The sequence below is a fragment of the Streptomyces sp. NPDC002889 genome, assembly GCF_042888425.1.
In the GTDB taxonomy this organism is placed as follows: Bacteria; Actinomycetota; Actinomycetes; order Streptomycetales; family Streptomycetaceae; genus Streptomyces.
Window position 1 is genome coordinate 1 of the sequence record NZ_JBIAPT010000043.1, and the last position, 16,303, is coordinate 16,303.

Here is a 16,303-nt window from a genome sequence, read left to right on the forward strand (position 1 = left end):
ACTCGCGGACCTGGCTACTCGCGGACCTGGCTACTCGCGGACCTGGCTACTCGCGGACCTGGCTACTCGCGGACCTGGCTACTCGCGGACCTGGCCACTCGCGGACCTGGCCACTCCCGAGACCGGCCACGCGTCGGCTGCCGGCTGTTCGGTGGGGCCGGCCCCGGCGTCCTGGGGCGACCTGGGTAGGGGTGGTGCGCCAACTCGGCCTTGTGTCAGCCCGGCGACCGCCCATTTCGCCTGGGTGGACAGCTCGCTCAGGGACTGCCGGAACTGCTTGGCGATCGCCTTGAGCAGTACCTTGCTGTAGGACATCGCCTCCTCGGCCAGTTCCGGTCGGCCGGCGTCGATCGCCGTGAGCGAGGTGGGCGTCCTCGACGGGATACACCCCGTCGATGCCGATGCCGATGCCGATGCCGATGCCGATGCCGATGCCGAAGGGGAACGCCGCACGTTCGGCCGGGTCCGGACGCTGTCGCGCCAGTTCGAGCACACGATCGATCACGCCCCCGGATCCTGCTTCGGTCTGCTTCCGGCTACTTCGGCTGCAGCAGGTCCCACCTGTTGCCGTACAGGTCCTCGAAGACCGCGACCGACCCGTACGCCTCGTGCCGCGGCTCCTCCAGGAAGCGCACCCCCGCAGCCGTCATCCGGGCGTGGTCGCGCGCGAAGTCCTCGGTGTGCAGGAAGAACCCGACCCGGCCGCCCGTCTGCGCGCCCACGCTCGCGCGCTGCGCCTCGCCCGCCGCGCGGGCCAGCAGCAGCCCGGTGCCGTGCGGCGCGCCGCCGGGGCGGACCACCACCCAGCGGGTGCCGTCCCCGCGGTCGGTGTCCTCGACCAGTTCGAAGCCGAGGGCGTCGGTGTAGAAGGCGATGGCCTCGTCGTAGTCGCGGACGACGAGGGTGACCAGGGCGATGTAGGGCATGCCTCATACGTTATACGTATGACCTCGGTGGGACAATGTGTCCCATGCCTTCGTCGCACGTGTCGTCGCTCCCGCCCCACCTCCTGGACCGCGCCCACGCCCTCGCGGCCCCCGGCCGCCGCCGCATCCTGGGGCTCGCCGGAGCCCCCGGCGTGGGCAAGTCGACCCTCGCCGCCCGGCTAGTCGACGCCCTGGACGGCCTCGCCGCCCTCGTCCCCATGGACGGCTTCCACCTCGCGCACGGCGAGCTGGAGCGGCTCGGCCGCGCCCACCGCAAGGGCGCCCCCGACACCTTCGACGCCGCGGGATACGCGGCCCTGCTCGCCCGGCTGCGCACCCGGACGGACTCCACCGTCTACGCGCCCGCCTTCGACCGGGACCTGGAGGAACCGGTCGCCGGCAGCATCCCGGTCGCCGCCGACGTCCCCCTTGTCGTCACCGAAGGCAACTACCTCCTCCACGACGAAGGCCACTGGGCACAGGTCCGCCCGCTCCTCGACGAGGTCTGGTACCTGGAACTCGACCCCGAGGTGCGTGTGCGCAGGCTCGTCGACCGGCATGTGCGCTTCGGCAAGGAGCGGCCGTACGCCGAGAGCTGGGTCCAGGACTCCGACGAGCCCAACGCCCGGCTGATCGGCCGCGGCCGCGACCGGGCCGACCTCGTGGTCCCCATGCCGTAGCCATGGCTTCGGCCGGGCCCGCCGATGTCTGCGCCGTTCCACCGTCCCCACCGTTCACCTGCGCTCGGTAGGCTCGAAGTCCGACATGTGCGAGCACGGAGGGCGGTTCACGTGGGGTTGTTCCGGCGGGGGCCGAAGCGCGACGGACGCGATGCGCCCCGGGACCCCGAGTTCTCCTTCTTCTCCGCCGACGAGGGCGCACGTTTCCGCGCCCTCGTGCGTGAGGCCTTCGCCGAACAGGGGCTGGAGGTGACGGTCTTCGCGGACGTGGTGACCGACATCGAGGGCCGTCAGTTCGGCCTGGGCAATCTCGCCGCGGTCTGCCACAACGACGACCGCGGGCCGCGCCTGTGGCCCGAACTGGTGCGGCAGCACGTCGGGATGGTGCTGCGCACCATGGAGGCGCCTTCCGCGCTGGAGACCCTGCCCACCGAGCAGATCCGCGCCCAGCTCTACCCCCGGGTCGTCGGCGCCGAGGGGCTCGATCCGAAGAACTTCGGCTATGCGCGCCCCGTCGCCCCCGGGCTGTTCGAGATACTCGCCCTCGACCTGCCCGAGAGCGTCATGATGCTCACCGACGAGGCCCTCGAGCCGCTCGGCGACCTCCCCTACCTGCGCGACCAGGCGCTTTACAACCTCCGCGGGTTGCCGGTCGAGGTGCACGAGACCATCAGGGACTCCGAGGGCATGCGCTTCGAGGTGGTGCTCGGCGACTCCTTCTACACCGCGAGCCGGGTCCTGGCGCTGGACGCGGTCGTACGGCAGGTCACCGGCGAGGAGCTCTCCGCCGACGGCGCGCTGGTGGCGATGCCCTTCAGGCACCAGCTGGCCTTCCACGCCATCCACGACATGGGCATGGTCGCCGCGCTGAACGCCATGGCCGCCTTCGCCGCGGCCGGTTTCGAGGACACACCCGGTGCGATCAGCCCGTACGTGTACTGGTGGCGCTCCGGCACCCTCACCCAGCTCAGCGACCGCACCGAGGACGGAGAGGGCCTGCGCATCGTTGTCGACGAGGAGTTCCACGCGCTGCTCGAACGTCTCATCGGCGAGGGCAACCCCGGGTCCGGCGGCACTGCCGGGCCATGACCTCGCGCGGACACCCGCGCCCGGGGAGGATGGGCACGACGACGGTCGATGAAGCCCTCGAGAAGCCCTTGGGAAGCCACGAGCCGCTCTCGGGAAGTCTCGGAAGGCGCTCGGGACGACCACAGGCAGGCAGAGCAGGAGACCCCTATGACAGCCACCGAGCCGGCACCGTTCAAGGCCGACGACTACCGGGCCCGGATGGCCCGTGCCGCCGGGGCCGCGGCCGATGCGGGGCTCGCCGGGGTGCTGATCGCCCCCGGACCGGATCTGATCCATCTCACCGGCTATCGGCCGGTGGCCACCGAACGGCTCACCCTTCTCGTCATCGCCGCGGGAGCGGACCCGGTTCTGGTTGTGCCCACCCTGGAGGCACCGGATGCGGAGCACGCCGCGGGCGCGTCCGCCCTCACCCTGCGTGACTGGACGGACGGCGCCGACCCGTACGCCGCCGTCGCACCGCTCCTCGACGCCACTGGCCGGTTCGCGGTGAGCGACAACACCTGGGCGATGCATCTGCTCGGCCTGCAGGAGGCGCTGCCCGGCACCTCCTACACCTCGCTCACCGCGGCGCTGCCCATGCTGCGCGCGGTGAAGGACGCACAGGAGCTGGCGAGGATCGAGGCAGCCGGGGCGGCCGCCGACGAGGCGTACGGCGAGATCCTCAAAGTGCCCTTCGCCGGGCGACGGGAGACCGAGGTCGCCGCCGATCTCGCGGCCCTGCTGATGCGGTTCGGCCATTCACAGGTCGACTTCACCGTCGTCGGCTCTGGCCCCAACGGCGCCAATCCCCACCACGAGGCGGGCGAACGCACCATCGCCCACGGCGACATGGTTGTCCTCGACTTCGGCGGCCTCAAACACGGCTACGGCTCCGACACCACCCGCACCGTCCATGTCGGTGAGCCGACGGTCGCGGAGCAGCACATCCACGACGTCGTACGGGAGGCCCAGCAGGCCGGTGTGGACGCGGTGCGGCCCGGCGTCGCCTGCCAGGAGGTCGACCGGGCCGCCCGCGAGATCATCGAGGAGGCCGGGTACGGGGATCTGTTCATCCACCGCACCGGCCACGGCATCGGCGTCACCACGCACGAGCCGCCGTACATGATCGAGGGGGAGGAGCAGCCGCTCGTCCCCGGGATGTGCTTCTCCGTGGAGCCCGGGATCTATCTCCCGGGGCGCTTCGGGGTCCGCATCGAGGACATCGTCACGGTGACCGGCGGCGGTTGTCGCCGATTCAACAACACTGACCGCCAGATGGCGATCGTCGAGTAACCCGGCGAGGGCCGAGCACCCTCAGCGCGGGTCGTGGTGAGGCAGGCGCGCCTGCATCTCGTACGGATAGGGGAGCGGGCGCGCGCTCGCCGCGTCCAGCTTCTCGGTCTGCTGAGCCGTCAGCTCCCACCCGGTCGCGCCCAGATTGTCCGTCAGCTGCTCGACCGTACGCGGCCCGATGATGGGCGCGGTGACCGCCGGCCGCTCCCGCACCCAGCGCAGCGCCACCTGGGAGGGCGTACGGCCTGTCTCCTCGGCCACCTCGTGCACGGCGTCGACGACCCGCCAGGTCTCCTCGGAGTCCTGTGTGCGCCAGCCCTCCTCCCCGGACCGCTCCTGGATGCGGGCCTCGCGCGAGTCGGCGGGCACGGAGGTCATACCGCGCCGGTACTTGCCGGTCAGCCAGCCTCCCGCGAGCGGGCTCCATGGGATGACACCGAGGCCCTCGGCCCGGCTGACGGGTGCGAGCTCCCACTCCAGTTCGCGGCGCAGCAGGTTGTACAGCGGCTGGAGGCAGACATACGGCTCCCAGCCGCGGTGGCGTGCCACGTCGAGGGAGCGCTGCAGCTGGGACGCCGTCACATTGCTCGCGCCGACGTAGCGGACCTTGCCGGCCCGCACCAGCGTGTCGAGGGTGGCCAGGGTCTCCTCGACCGGCGTCGTCGGGTCCCAGATGTGGGTCTGGTACAGATCGATGTAGTCCGTGCCGAGCCGGCGCAGGCTCGCCTCGACAGCGGCGATGACGTGCTTTCGGCTCAGGCCGCCGTCGTTGGGGGCGTCGCCCATCCGCCCCCACACCTTGGTCGCGATGACCAGATCGTCGCGGCGGCGGCCCTTCAGCCAGCGCCCCAGGATCTCCTCCGAGCCGCCGCGCGCGTACATGTCGGCGGTGTCGATGAAGGTGCCGCCCGCCTCGGCGAAAGCGTCGAGGATGCGATGCCCGATGCTGTCGTCGGCGAAGCTCATCGTGCCGAGGCACAGTTCACTGACGCGCAGCCCGGTCCTGCCCAGGTTCCGTTGCTCCATGGCAGCGACGGTAGGAGATGGAGTGCGCTCGAAGGCAAGCACCTTGCTCCTGTTCCCGGCCTCAGTCGTCGGCGAGTACGACGCAGCTCTCCGCCGGCAGCTCCAGCACACCGTCCTCGCCCGGTGGCCGGACCTCACCCCAGGCCGCCGCCACGCGCCCGCCTCGGCCGAGCGGGATCCGGGCCGGCTCCTCGGCGAGGTTGACCGCGACCCGCAGTTCGCCGCGCCGGTAGGCCAGCCAGCGCGCCTGCTCGTCGTACGCGACCTTCAGAGCCGCCAGATCCGGGTCGGTCAGATCCGGCAGCGAACGGCGCAGCGCGATCAGCTCGCGGTGCCAGGCGAGCAGTCCGGCGTGCGGTTCGCGCTCCCGCTCGGAGCGGTCCAGGCACGAACGGTCCCTCGTCGCCGGATCCTGCGGATCGGGAATCTCTCTCTCCGCCCAGCCGTGGGCGACGAACTCCCGCCGCCGGCCCGTCCGTACGGCCTCGGCGAGCTCGGGATCGGTGTGGTCGGTGAAGTACTGCCAGGGCGTAAGGGCACCCCATTCCTCGCCCATGAACAGCATCGGGGTGTACGGGCCGGTCAGCACCAGAGCCGCGGCGCAGGCCAGCAGCCCGGGGGACAGGGTGGCCGAAAGCCGGTCGCCCACCGCCCGGTTGCCGATCTGGTCATGGGTCTGGGCGTACCCGAGGAAGCGGTGGGCGGGCGTGGAGACCGGATCCACGGGGCGGCCGTGGGTGCGGCCGCGGAAGGTCGAGTACGTGCCGTCGTGGAAGAAGCCGTGGGTGAGGGTCTTGGCCAGGGCGGCCAGCGGGGCGCGCGCGAAATCCGCGTAGTAACCCTGGGACTCGCCGGTCAGCGCGGTGTGCAGGGCGTGGTGGAAGTCGTCGTTCCACTGGGCGTGCAGGCCGAGGCCGCCCGCCACGCGCGGTCTTGTGGTCCGCGGGTCGCACTGGTCCGACTCGGCGATCAGGAACAGTGGACGGCCGAGGTCGTCGGCGAGGTCGTCGACGGCGGTGGCCAGTTCCTCCAGGAACGTCAGCGCCCGGGTGTCGGCCAGCGCGTGCACCGCGTCCAGGCGCAGTCCGTCGATCCGGTAGTCGCGCAGCCAGGCCAGCGCACTGCCCAGCAGATAGGCGCGCACCTCGTCCGACCCGGGCGCGTCGAGGTTGATCGCGGCGCCCCAGGGGGTGTGGTGGGTCTCGGTGAAGTACGGGCCGAAGGCGGGCAGATGGTTTCCGGACGGGCCGAGATGGTTGTGGACCACGTCGAGCACCACACCGAGGCCGTGCTCATGGGCCGTGTCGACAAAGCGCTTGAGTGCCTCGGGGCCGCCGTACGGCTGGTGCACCGCCCACGGCGACACACCGTCATACCCCCACCCGTGCACGCCCGGGAACGGGCACAGCGGCATCAGCTCGATATGCGTGACACCCAGGTCGGCAACCTCCGCGATCCGGCCGGCCGCCGCGTGCAGGGTGCCCTCGCCGGTGTAGGTGCCGACGTGCAGCTCGTACAGAACCGCGCCGCTCAGGCCGCGCCCCGCCCAAGGGGTGCGCCAGGAGTACGCGCCGTGGTCGACCACGGCGCTGTGGCCCTCGGGGCCGTCCGGCTGGCGGCGCGAGCGCGGATCGGGCCGCACCGGCCCGCCGTCCAGCGCGAAGCCGTACCGCGCGCCGTCCCCGGCCGCCGCCTCGGCCGTCCACCAGCCCGTACGCCCCTCGGCACGCTCCATCGCATGCTCGACGCCCTCCAGCCACAGCCCGACCCGGTCGGTGGCCTGCGGCGCCCACACCTCGAACAGCACTGGCGGTCCCCTCGTCGTCGATGCCCTTCGTCCCCCATCCTGGCAAGATCGAGGTCTTCAGGCCGCGTCCTTGGGCCATTAAGGTCACGGGCCATGACGTTGCCGCCGCTGCCCGCCTTCCCGCCCGGCTTCCTGTGGGGCGCATCCGCATCCGCCTTCCAGACCGAGGGGGCTGCCGACGCCGAGGGCAAGGGCCCCTCGGGGTGGGACGCGTTCGCCGCCAGGGGCAGGATCAAGGACGGTGCCGACGCCTCGCGCGGCACCGGCTTCCACGAGCGCTACCGCGAGGACGTCGACCTGCTCGCCGGGCTCGGCGCGGACGCCTTCCGCTTCTCCATCAGCTGGCCCCGGGTCGTCCCGGGCGGCAGCGGCCCCGTCAACCGCCGGGGACTGGACTTCTACGACCGGCTCGTCGACGAGCTGTGCGCCCACGGCATCACGCCCGCGCCCACCCTCTACCACTGGGACACCCCGCTCCCGCTGGACGAGGCGGGCGGCTGGCTCCAGCGGGACACTGCGGCCCGGTTCGCCGAGTACGCCGCGGTGGTCGCCGAGCGGCTCGCCGACCGGGTACCGATGTGGATCACCATCAACGAACCTGCCGAGGTCACCCTGCTCGGCTACGCACTCGGCGAGCACGCGCCCGGCAAGCAGTTGCTCTTCGACGCACTGCCCGCCGCCCACCATCAGCTGCTCGCCCATGGCCTCGCCGTACAGGCGCTGCGCGCGGCCGGCGCGGACAACATCGGCCTCGCCGTCTCCCACTCGCCCGTGCGCACCGCGGGTACGAGCGAGGAGGACCGCTTCGGCGCGGAGTTGTACGACACCGTCACCAACTGGATGTTCGCCGACCCGATTCTCACCGGCGCCTACCCCGACGAGAATTTCGCCGCCCTGATGCCGGGACCGGTCGCCGACGACCTCACCGTCATCTCGGCGCCACTGGACTGGTACGGAGTGAACTACTACCAGCCGATGCTGGTCGGTGCGCCCGCGAAGGACGCGCTCGACGACTTCGCCGGAATCGGTATGCCCGCCGAACTCCCCTTCGGGCTGAGGAAGCTGGAGAGCGAGGAGCGGACCGACTTCGACTGGTCCGTCGTCCCCGACGGGCTGCGCGAGCTGCTCGTCCTGCTCAAGGAGCGGTTCGGCGACAGGCTGCCGCCGATCCACATCACCGAGAACGGCTGCTCGTACGACGGAATCGACGACCAGCGCCGTATCGCCTTCCTGGACGGCCATCTGCGCGCGCTGCACCGGGCGATCGACGCGGGGGTCGATGTACGCGGCTACTTCACCTGGTCGCTGACCGACAACATCGAATGGGTGGAGGGCGCGTCCCAGCGGTTCGGTCTCGTGCACGTCGACTACGACACGCTTCGGCGCACGCCGAAGGCCTCGTACGCCTGGTACCGCGACGCCATCGCCGCCCAGAAGCGCGCCCCACGGCACTGAGCGGATCCGCCGGCATCACGGCGCATAGCCGGCCGCTGCCGACCCGGGTCGCCAGACCGGTCTGCGGCTCGTACGTCTCCAAGGGTGGCCGCCCTCGCCCGGTCGGCGCGGTGCGGTTCAGGACGGTGCCCTGCGGGTCAGGGCAGTGCGGTGCCGTTCGGTACTGCGTGTTTCGGTGCGATGCCGCGCGGGGGTGTCCGGAGCCGACGGACACCCCCGCGCGCGATCAATGCCCCGGGCCGGGAACGAAGTGGACCCGCTCCTGGATCACCGGATGCCCGGCCTTGGCGAAGTTCGCCGCCATCGGGAAGTTGCCCTGGTCCGTCGCTCCCGCGATGAACTCGGCACCCTGTTCGGCCAGGAAGTGCGTGCACTCGACCAGCAGGTCGTACGCGTAGCCCTTGCCGCGCCGCTCCGGTACGACACCGATGAAGCCGACGCACGGCCCCGACGGATTGTGCGCCGGAATGTGCAGGCCCACCAGCTCACCGTCCGCCGTGAAGGCCAGCTGCCACCATGCCCGCGGTGAGGGGCACCAGTGGAAGAAGTCCAGCTCCTCCTGGGCCGCCCTGTCCAGACCTCCTTCGGCGACAGCGGCCAGCGCATGCGCGTCCAGCGTCACGGAGTGCACCCTCCGCAGCACATCGAGGATTACGGCGTCGTCGGGCTCCGGCCGGAACTGAAGTCGACCCGGGCGCTCGGGCAGTCCGCACTGCGCAGTCCACCGGTACTGGTACCGCTCGACCAGCACCGTCATACCTGCCGCCGTCGCGGCCCGCATCCTGGCCTCGCCGGCCGCCAGGGCCACCGGGTCCTCGCGCCAGCCGGCGGGCAGGATCAGCTCGTACTCGACCTGGAAGGGGGAGGTGCGCAGCAGTTCGGCCCCCGCCTCCTCCTCGCCGTCGGCGATGTCGAACCAGTTGAGATTGACCGGGGTTTCGTCGTCGGGGCCGCCCCACCAGGCGGCTCGCGCGACGACCTTGCCGTCGCGCAGGGCGACCCGCTTCCACTCGGGGCGGTGCGTCGTGCGGGCCAGCGCACGGCCCACGCCGAGCGGGTCGGGCAGGGTGTCGAAGAGAGGGGCGTCGCTCGCGTCGAGCGCGCGGATGACCAGGTCGGTCATGAGAGGAGTCCTCCGGAAGAGAGCTGTGTGATGCGCTCCCGGTCAGACTGTGAACGCCGGGCGGACGGGGCGGGAGCGCGGGAACGGTGTGGTGTGCACTGCACTCGCCTCCTTCCGTCGGCACGGGCGTTGTGATCATGTTAGAGGGGCCGGCGTGGGCCGTCCAGCGGTTTTCGACCGCACGTTCCGGGGTCGGTCAGTCCCAGACGTAGTTGATGGCGCGCCCGAAGTTCACATGGCCGCCGCGCGCGAACGCCTTCGCCATCGGAACATCGGCCAGATCGGTCGCCGCCCGGATCCTCGGCACGTCCTGGGCGGCGAGGATCCGGGTGCCCTCGGCCAGGATCTCGTCGATGGACCCCTGGCCGCGGTGTGTGGGCAGCGCACCCAGGTAGGCGATGATGTGGTGGTAGTAGTTCCTGGCCGGCACCACGAAGCCCACCGGCTCCCCGCTGCCCGGGAGTTCGGCGACCCGCCACCACTCGCGCGGGGCGAGGTGAAGCCGTCGGGCGCTCGTCGAAGCGCCGTCGGCCGTCGCCCACCAGGCGATCCTTGCCGGTACGCGGGTGCCGCGCAGCGCGACCCACATCCACCCGGGACGGCGGCGCCCGGTGGCGAGATCGTCCTCCAGTTCATGGTCGAGCGTGTACGACAGACGGCAGAACAGGGCGAGTTCGTCCGGGCCCGCGAGCGGACGCAGGACGACGCCGTCGGCCGGCGCCGGTGCAGCAGAGGTCATCTGGGCGATTCCCCAGTGGTGATCGGATCCGGTCTGCGGACCCTCACAACGCACCGGGGACCGGATGAAGCGGATTCTGACCGGAAGCATCGCTTCCATGCAGGTCAGCGGCAGGGTGGGACGGACGGGTACGCCGGTTCTTCTGGACACCCACGGCCTTCGGCCCGACAATCACGAATGTGACGTCCTCCTACGAGTTCCAGACGTATCCCGCGCCGGCACGGATCTCCGATGCCGAGCGCGAGCGTGTCCTCGGGATTCTCAGGGAGGGCGCGGCCGAGGGAAAGCTGTCGCACGACACCTTCGTGCACCGGATGGAACTGGTCCTGGTCGCCCGCAGGCCGGAGGAACTGGAGGCGCTCACGGCCGACCTCGCCCAGGAGAGCCCTTGGTCGCGTCGGCTGTACCGGACGGTGGGCCGGGTCTCGGCGTTCTCGGTGCGGCTGCGCAGAGCATGGCAGACGGAGAAGCTGCCGCCCTTGCTGCTGCCGGAACCCAGCCCGTTCCCGCTGCGCATAGGCCGCGACCCGGCCAACGGACTGCGGCTCAGCCATGACACCGTCTCCCGGCTGCATGCCGAACTGAGCCGTCAGGGCCAGCTGTGGGTGCTGCGCGACCTCGGATCCACCAACGGCACGACCGTCAACGGCCGCAGGGTGACCGGCTCCATCGTTGTACAGGACGGTGACATGGTCGGCTTCGGACGGATGACCTTCCGCCTCACCGCACGCTGACGCCTGCGGTCACGGGTCGCCCGAGGCCGAGGGTGGAGACAGCCCGGCGATACGCCGGCGGTCGCCGGTGACCGGATCAGTCGGCCCGGCAGCGCGGCAACGGCGGGTGACGATCGCGCCGACGCCGCGGATCCCCGGCAGAAATGCCCTCACCGGCCGACACCGTCTCACCGCTGGTGCAGCCCGCGGCCGGCCAGCGACAGAAATGTCTCACCGACCGCCTCCGACAGCGTCGGATGAGCGTGGATGTGCCGGGCCACATCGGACGGTTCCGCTTCCCGGCCGACGATCAGCTGGCTCTCGGCAACCATCTCCGAGACGTGCTCGGGTGACGAACCGGTCGTCGCCTGAAGGGACCCCGGGCCGTGCGGGGCGCCGCGGCGCCGGTCGGCGGTGGCGATGTGCGGGGGAGTTCGCGTGCGGCCGCATCGATCGCGGCCGGATTGCAGGCGTCTGCCCGGTTCCGGTACAGCGGCACCTGCGCCATGGCCGACATCCGGGACACCCATGGGTGGTGCTCGGGCTGCTCGTGTTCACCGGGAGCGATGCGAGACGCGCGTACTGTCCCCTGGGTCCGCAGTGCCGCCCGGCCGGCTCCGGGCGGCTACCGGTCCCTCGCGACCGGTTCCTCACCCGCTCGCCGCGGACCGTGGCGGTACGTCCCCGCGGACGAGCAGCGCCACCGGACGGTCCGCGAACAGTTCGGACAGCGGCACAGGCGCACCGCCCGGGAGCATACGCCCGGGAGTGAGCGGATCACTCCAGCTCCCCGCCGGAAGTGTCAGTGCCGTCCCCCGCCAGCCGCCCGCCTGCTCCAGGCGCATCGACAGTCGCGTGACGGCCGTGATCACCTCACCCGAGCGGCTGAATGCGACACAGTGATCGGCCGCCGGACCCTGAGCGGGGAGCGGGGTGTACGTCGCCGACTCGCAGAACAGCCCGGCACGGGCGCGCCGCAGCCGCAGCGCCGCAGCCGTGACCATCAGCTTCTCGCCGCCGAGGCCGCCCGGCACAGCGTTCCCGTCGACCTGCTCCGGCAACGGTGGGCCGAAGCGGGCGGGCCGGCGGTTGTCCGGGTCGACCAGCGCGAGGAACTGCTCCTCGGAGCCCTGGTACACATCGGGCACCCCGGGCATCGTCAGATGGAGCAGCGTCGCACCGAGCACATTGGCCCGTACGTACGGATCCAGCTCGCGTGCGAACAGCGCCACCGAGTACAGCGGGGGCCCGGCCGGACCCGCGTCCACGAATGCGGCGACCGCCCGCTCGTACGCCGGGTCCGCCTCCGTCCAGCTCGTGTACAGCCCCGCCTCCCGTACCGCCTTCAGCAGGGCGGGCTCCAGCCGGTCCACGCGCGGGATGCCGAAACCGACCGCCGTCTGCCATGCCACCCACGCCAGATGCGGATCGGGCGCGCGCCCGCCCTCCAGCCGCCCGGCCTCCTCGGTGACCCGCGCCAGGAATCGGGCCCACCGCTCGGGACACTCGGACAGCACCGCGATCCGCGCCCGTACATCCGCGCTGCGCTTGGTGTCGTGCGTGGTGAGCACCGTGCCGGTTGCGGGCCAGTCACGGGCGAGGCGGGCGCAGTACGCGTGGAAGGCATCGGGCGCCAGCGCCGGGCTGCCCGGATCCCCGCCGACCTCGTTCGCCGACAGCAGCGGGGCGTACCGGTAGAAGGCCGTGTCTTCGACGGACTTGGCGCGCAGCGCGGACGCGGTCTGCGCGAAGCGGGCCCGGAACGCCGTGTGGTCCGCCCCTTCACCGAGCCGTCCGAGCGCCAGATCCCGTACGACATCGACCGCCGCCGCCTCCTCCGCCACCGCGAACGTCTCCTTCGCGCGGCGGGCCGCCTCCTCGGGCAGGGCCTCCTCGCCGCCCAGCAGATACGGCCGGTAGACCGGCATCCGCACCAGCAGCTCCCGTACCGCCGCACGCAGCGCCCACGGGGCGTGGTCGCGCAGCGCCGGATCCGCGGCGCAGATCCGCTGGGCGAGGCCGCCGAGCGTCGTCGTCTCCGCGACCAGCTCATGGGTGACCACCTTGTAGGCGGCCCGGCGTACCGTCGCCTCCCAGTAGCCCCCGCGGTCTCCGGACGGACCGGCGAAATCCCGGTAATGATCCGCGAGTTGCCGCGCACCGTCCGGATCGGTGAACAGGCCGTCGACATGCCGCAGCGCGTCGTACCCGGTCGTACCGGCGACCGGCCAGCCGGCCGGCAGCCGCTCGTCGCCGGTAAGGATCTTCTCGACGACGATCCAGCACGCACCGCCAGTGGCCTCGTCGAGCCGGCGCAGATATCCCGCCGGGTCGGCCACCCCGTCCGGATGGTCGACCCGCAGCCCTTCCACGACTCCGTCCCGCACCAGCTCGAGAATCTTGCCGTGGGTCGCGTCGAAGACCTCCGGCTCCTCCACCCGCAGTCCGATCAGGTCCGAAACGGTGAAGAACCGCCGGTAGTTGAGCTCGGTGCGGGCCAGGCGCCACCAGGCCAGCCGGTACCACTGGGCGTCCAGCAGCTCGGCCAGCGGCAGCCCCGCCGTGGCCACGCGCAGCGGAAAACGCTGCTCCCCGTAGTGCAGGACGTCACCGTCGACCCGCATCCCGGCCAGCTCGTCACCGACCCGCCCCGCCAGCACCGGCAGCAGCAGCTTGCCGCCGCCCGCCTCCCAGTCGATGTCGAACCAGCGTGCGTACGGCGAGTGCGGGCCCTCGCGCAGGACTTCCCACAGTGCGCGGTTGTGGCGCGGCGCGGCGGCCATGTGGTTCGGGACGATGTCCAGGACGAGGCCGAGACCGTGTACGCGTGCGGTACGGGACAGGTCCCGCAGACCGGCCTCGCCGCCGAGTTCCTCCCGTACCCGGGAGTGGTCGACGACGTCGTAGCCGTGGGTCGACCCCGGTACGGCCTCCAGCACCGGCGACAGATGCAGATGCGAGACCCCGAGGGCGGCGAGATACGGAACCGCCGCGGCGGCGGCCGGAAAGGGGAAGTCCGGCTGGAGCTGGAGCCGGTAGGTGGCGGTGGGCGTCATGCGAACGTACGTACCCAGCCTGAGCGGAACTCTTTCACCGACCCTTGCCGTCCTGCCCGCCGAGTGGGTGACGGCGCTACGCCACTCGCCCCGGGACCACGCCCCAGCGCCTCGCGCCGGCGCCGGTCCGTGTCGCCGGTCCGTGGTGCCGTCGCCGCCCCACCCCGGACTGTGGCCCCCTTCGCTACGCCGGCCGGCGCAGCACGGTCAGGCTCCGCCCGATCATCCTGATCCGGTCGCCCGCAGCCACCTTCGGTCCCTGGCCCGGGAGCACCCCTTCCGGACGGGCGGTGTCCACCACCACCTGCCACTGCGCGCCATGGTTCACCGGTACCGCGAAGTCCAGGGCCTCCGCGCTGGCGTTGAACATCAGCAGGAACGAGTCGTCGGCGATCCGCTCGCCGCGCGGACCGGGCTCGGAGATCGCGTTGCCGTTCAGGAACACCGTGAGCGCCTTGGCGTGGGCCGCCTGCCAGTCCCGCTGGACCATCTCCTCGCCGTGCGGGGTGAACCAGGCGATGTCGGTGAGCTCGTCGTGCGTGCCTTCCACGGAGCGGCCGTGGAAGAAGCGCCGCCGCCGGAACACCGGGTGGTCGCGCCGCAGCCACACCATGGTCCTGGTGAAGGCCAGCAGCGTGCCTTCCTCGTCCGCGTCCTTGTCCGGCCACTGCACCCAGGAGATCTCGTTGTCCTGGCAGTACGCGTTGTTGTTGCCGCCCTGTGTCCGTGCGAACTCGTCGCCGTGGCTGAGCATCGGGACACCCTGCGAGAGCATCAGCGTGGCGATGAAGTTGCGCATCTGCCGCTCGCGCAGCTCCAGCACCTCCTCGTCGTCGCTGTCGCCCTCCGCACCGCAGTTCCAGGACCGGTTGTGACTCTCGCCGTCGCGGTTGCCCTCGCCGTTGGCCTCGTTGTGCTTGTCGTTGTACGAGACCAGATCGTGCAGCGTGAACCCGTCGTGGCAGGTGGTGAAGTTGATGGAGGCCAGCGGCCGCCGGCCGTCGTCCTGGTAGAGGTCGGAGGAGCCGGTCAGCCGTGAGGCGAACTCGGCGAGCGTGCGTGGCTCGCCCCGCCACAGATCCCGCACCGTGTCGCGGTACTTTCCGTTCCACTCGGTCCACAGCGGCGGGAAGTTGCCCACCTGGTAGCCGCCCTCGCCGACGTCCCACGGCTCGGCGATCAGTTTCACCTGGCTGACCACCGGGTCCTGCTGGACCAGGTCGAAGAACGAGGAGAGCCGGTCCACCTCGTGGAACTGCCGTGCCAGGGTGGCCGCGAGATCGAACCGGAAGCCGTCCACATGCATCTCGGTCACCCAGTAGCGCAGCGAGTCCATGATCAGCTGCAGCACATGAGGGCTGCGCATCAGCAGGGAGTTCCCGGTGCCGGTGGTGTCCGTGTAGTAGCGGCGGTCCTCGGAGAGCCGGTAGTACGAGGCGTTGTCCAGACCCCGGAAGGAGAGCGTGGGCCCGAGGTGGTTGCCCTCCGCGGTGTGGTTGTAGACCACGTCGAGGATGACCTCGATGCCCGCCTGGTGCAGTGCCCGTACGGCCTGCTTGAACTCCAGCACCTGCTCTCCCCGGTCGCCCCAGGAGGCGTACGCGTTGTGCGGTGCGAAGAAGCCGATGGTGTTGTAGCCCCAGTAGTTGTTCAGTCCGGTGTCCACCAGCCGGTTGTCGTTGATGAACTGATGCACCGGCATCAACTCGAGTGCGGTGACGCCCAGTTCGGTCAGATGGGAGATCACGGCGGGGTGCGCGAGCCCGGCGTAGGTACCGCGCAGTTCGGGCGGCAGCTCGGGGTGGAGCATGGTCAGGCCCTTCACATGGGCCTCATAGATCACCGTGCGGTGGTAGTCCGTGCGCGGTGGACGGTCGTCGCCCCAGTCGAAGTACGGATTGACCACCACGGACGACATCGTGTGCGGGGCGGAGTCCAGGTCGTTGCGGGACTCCGGTCTGCCGAAGTGGTAGCCGTACACCGACTCGTTCCACTCGATCTCGCCACTGATCGCACGCGCGTACGGATCGAGCAGCAGCTTCGCCGAGTTGCAGCGCTGGCCGCGCTCGGGCACATAGGGGCCGTGGACCCGGAAGCCGTAGCGCTGGCCGGGCATCACACCCGGCAGATAGGCATGCCGCACGAACGCGTCGGTCTCCCGCAGCTCCACTGCGGTCTCCGAGCCGTCCTCGTGCAGCAGACACAGCTCGATGCGTCGCGCGGCTTCTGAGTACACCGCGAAATTGGTGCCGGCGCCGTCGTACGTGGCGCCGAGCGGATACGCCTGTCCCGGCCAGACCTGCATAGATATGACTCTTCCACTTCTGATCCGGGTGGTGCGGGCAACTTGGCCAAGATCCTCCCCCAAAGTGGGGCAACCTCCTAGGACTTCGGGCCGTCCTACCGGGTGACCGCAG

13 protein-coding genes and 1 pseudogene are annotated in these 16,303 nt (G+C 71.1%); 5 read left to right on the forward strand and 9 right to left on the reverse strand.

The annotated features are described in order from the left end of the window. Positions 1-78: 78 nt before the first annotated feature. Together ACFYWI_RS36825 and ACFYWI_RS36830 are read right to left on the reverse strand one after the other, a co-directional pair. Positions 79-315, reverse strand: a complete 237-nt coding sequence (locus tag ACFYWI_RS36825) for a hypothetical protein (protein ID WP_389240269.1) — start codon at positions 313-315, stop codon at positions 79-81. A gap of 221 nt (positions 316-536) precedes the next feature. Further along, positions 537-926, reverse strand: coding sequence for a VOC family protein (locus ACFYWI_RS36830; protein ID WP_389240271.1), 390 nt, complete (start codon positions 924-926; stop codon positions 537-539). Positions 927-970: 44 nt separating this feature from the next. Here ACFYWI_RS36830 and ACFYWI_RS36835 point away from each other — a divergent pair, with 44 nt between their 5' ends. The 3 genes from ACFYWI_RS36835 to ACFYWI_RS36845 all read left to right on the forward strand — a co-directional run bounded on the left by ACFYWI_RS36835 (position 971) and on the right by ACFYWI_RS36845 (position 3,967). Continuing rightward, complete coding sequence (locus ACFYWI_RS36835) at positions 971-1,606, forward strand: nucleoside/nucleotide kinase family protein (protein WP_389240276.1); 636 nt, start codon at positions 971-973, stop codon at positions 1,604-1,606. Between the two features lie 111 nt (positions 1,607-1,717). Further along, positions 1,718-2,695 carry a hypothetical protein gene (locus ACFYWI_RS36840; protein WP_389240279.1) on the forward strand — a complete coding sequence of 326 codons (978 nt, stop codon included), beginning with the start codon at positions 1,718-1,720 and terminating at the stop codon, positions 2,693-2,695. A 147-nt stretch (positions 2,696-2,842) separates the two neighbouring features. Then, positions 2,843-3,967, forward strand: a complete 1,125-nt coding sequence (locus ACFYWI_RS36845; protein WP_389240282.1) for a M24 family metallopeptidase — start codon at positions 2,843-2,845, stop codon at positions 3,965-3,967. A gap of 21 nt (positions 3,968-3,988) precedes the next feature. Here ACFYWI_RS36845 and ACFYWI_RS36850 read toward each other — a convergent pair whose 3' ends face one another. Next, positions 3,989-4,993, reverse strand: coding sequence for an aldo/keto reductase (locus ACFYWI_RS36850; RefSeq protein ID WP_389240287.1), 1,005 nt, complete (start codon positions 4,991-4,993; stop codon positions 3,989-3,991). A gap of 61 nt (positions 4,994-5,054) precedes the next feature. Continuing rightward, complete coding sequence (gene treZ, locus ACFYWI_RS36855; protein ID WP_389240289.1) at positions 5,055-6,800, reverse strand: malto-oligosyltrehalose trehalohydrolase; 1,746 nt, start codon at positions 6,798-6,800, stop codon at positions 5,055-5,057. Between the two features lie 93 nt (positions 6,801-6,893). Between treZ and ACFYWI_RS36860 the strand changes: the two genes are divergently transcribed. Beyond that, entirely contained in the window at positions 6,894-8,255 is a 1,362-nt protein-coding gene (locus ACFYWI_RS36860) for a GH1 family beta-glucosidase (RefSeq protein WP_389240292.1), read from the forward strand. A 226-nt stretch (positions 8,256-8,481) separates the two neighbouring features. Here ACFYWI_RS36860 and ACFYWI_RS36865 read toward each other — a convergent pair whose 3' ends face one another. Further along, positions 8,482-9,378 carry a GNAT family N-acetyltransferase gene (locus ACFYWI_RS36865; RefSeq protein ID WP_389240295.1) on the reverse strand — a complete coding sequence of 299 codons (897 nt, stop codon included), beginning with the start codon at positions 9,376-9,378 and terminating at the stop codon, positions 8,482-8,484. Positions 9,379-9,574: 196 nt separating this feature from the next. After that, entirely contained in the window at positions 9,575-10,117 is a 543-nt protein-coding gene (locus ACFYWI_RS36870; protein WP_389240298.1) for a hypothetical protein, read from the reverse strand. Between the two features lie 179 nt (positions 10,118-10,296). On the opposite strand from ACFYWI_RS36870, the gene ACFYWI_RS36875 reads away from it, so the two are divergent. Further along, positions 10,297-10,851, forward strand: a complete 555-nt coding sequence (locus ACFYWI_RS36875) for an FHA domain-containing protein (RefSeq protein ID WP_389240300.1) — start codon at positions 10,297-10,299, stop codon at positions 10,849-10,851. Positions 10,852-11,018: 167 nt separating this feature from the next. Here the strand turns inward: ACFYWI_RS36875 and ACFYWI_RS36880 are convergent. The 3 genes and pseudogenes from ACFYWI_RS36880 to glgX form a co-directional block, all read right to left on the reverse strand. Beyond that, a pseudogene (locus ACFYWI_RS36880) lies at positions 11,019-11,174 on the reverse strand (dihydrolipoyl dehydrogenase); the annotation flags it as partial. Between the two features lie 306 nt (positions 11,175-11,480). Further along, a complete protein-coding gene (treY, locus tag ACFYWI_RS36885) occupies positions 11,481-13,886 on the reverse strand; it encodes a malto-oligosyltrehalose synthase (RefSeq protein ID WP_389240302.1) in 2,406 nt (801 codons plus the stop codon). 184 nt (positions 13,887-14,070) lie between these two features. After that, a complete protein-coding gene (gene glgX, locus ACFYWI_RS36890) occupies positions 14,071-16,191 on the reverse strand; it encodes a glycogen debranching protein GlgX (RefSeq protein WP_389240305.1) in 2,121 nt (706 codons plus the stop codon). Between the last annotated feature and the right edge of the window lie 112 nt (positions 16,192-16,303).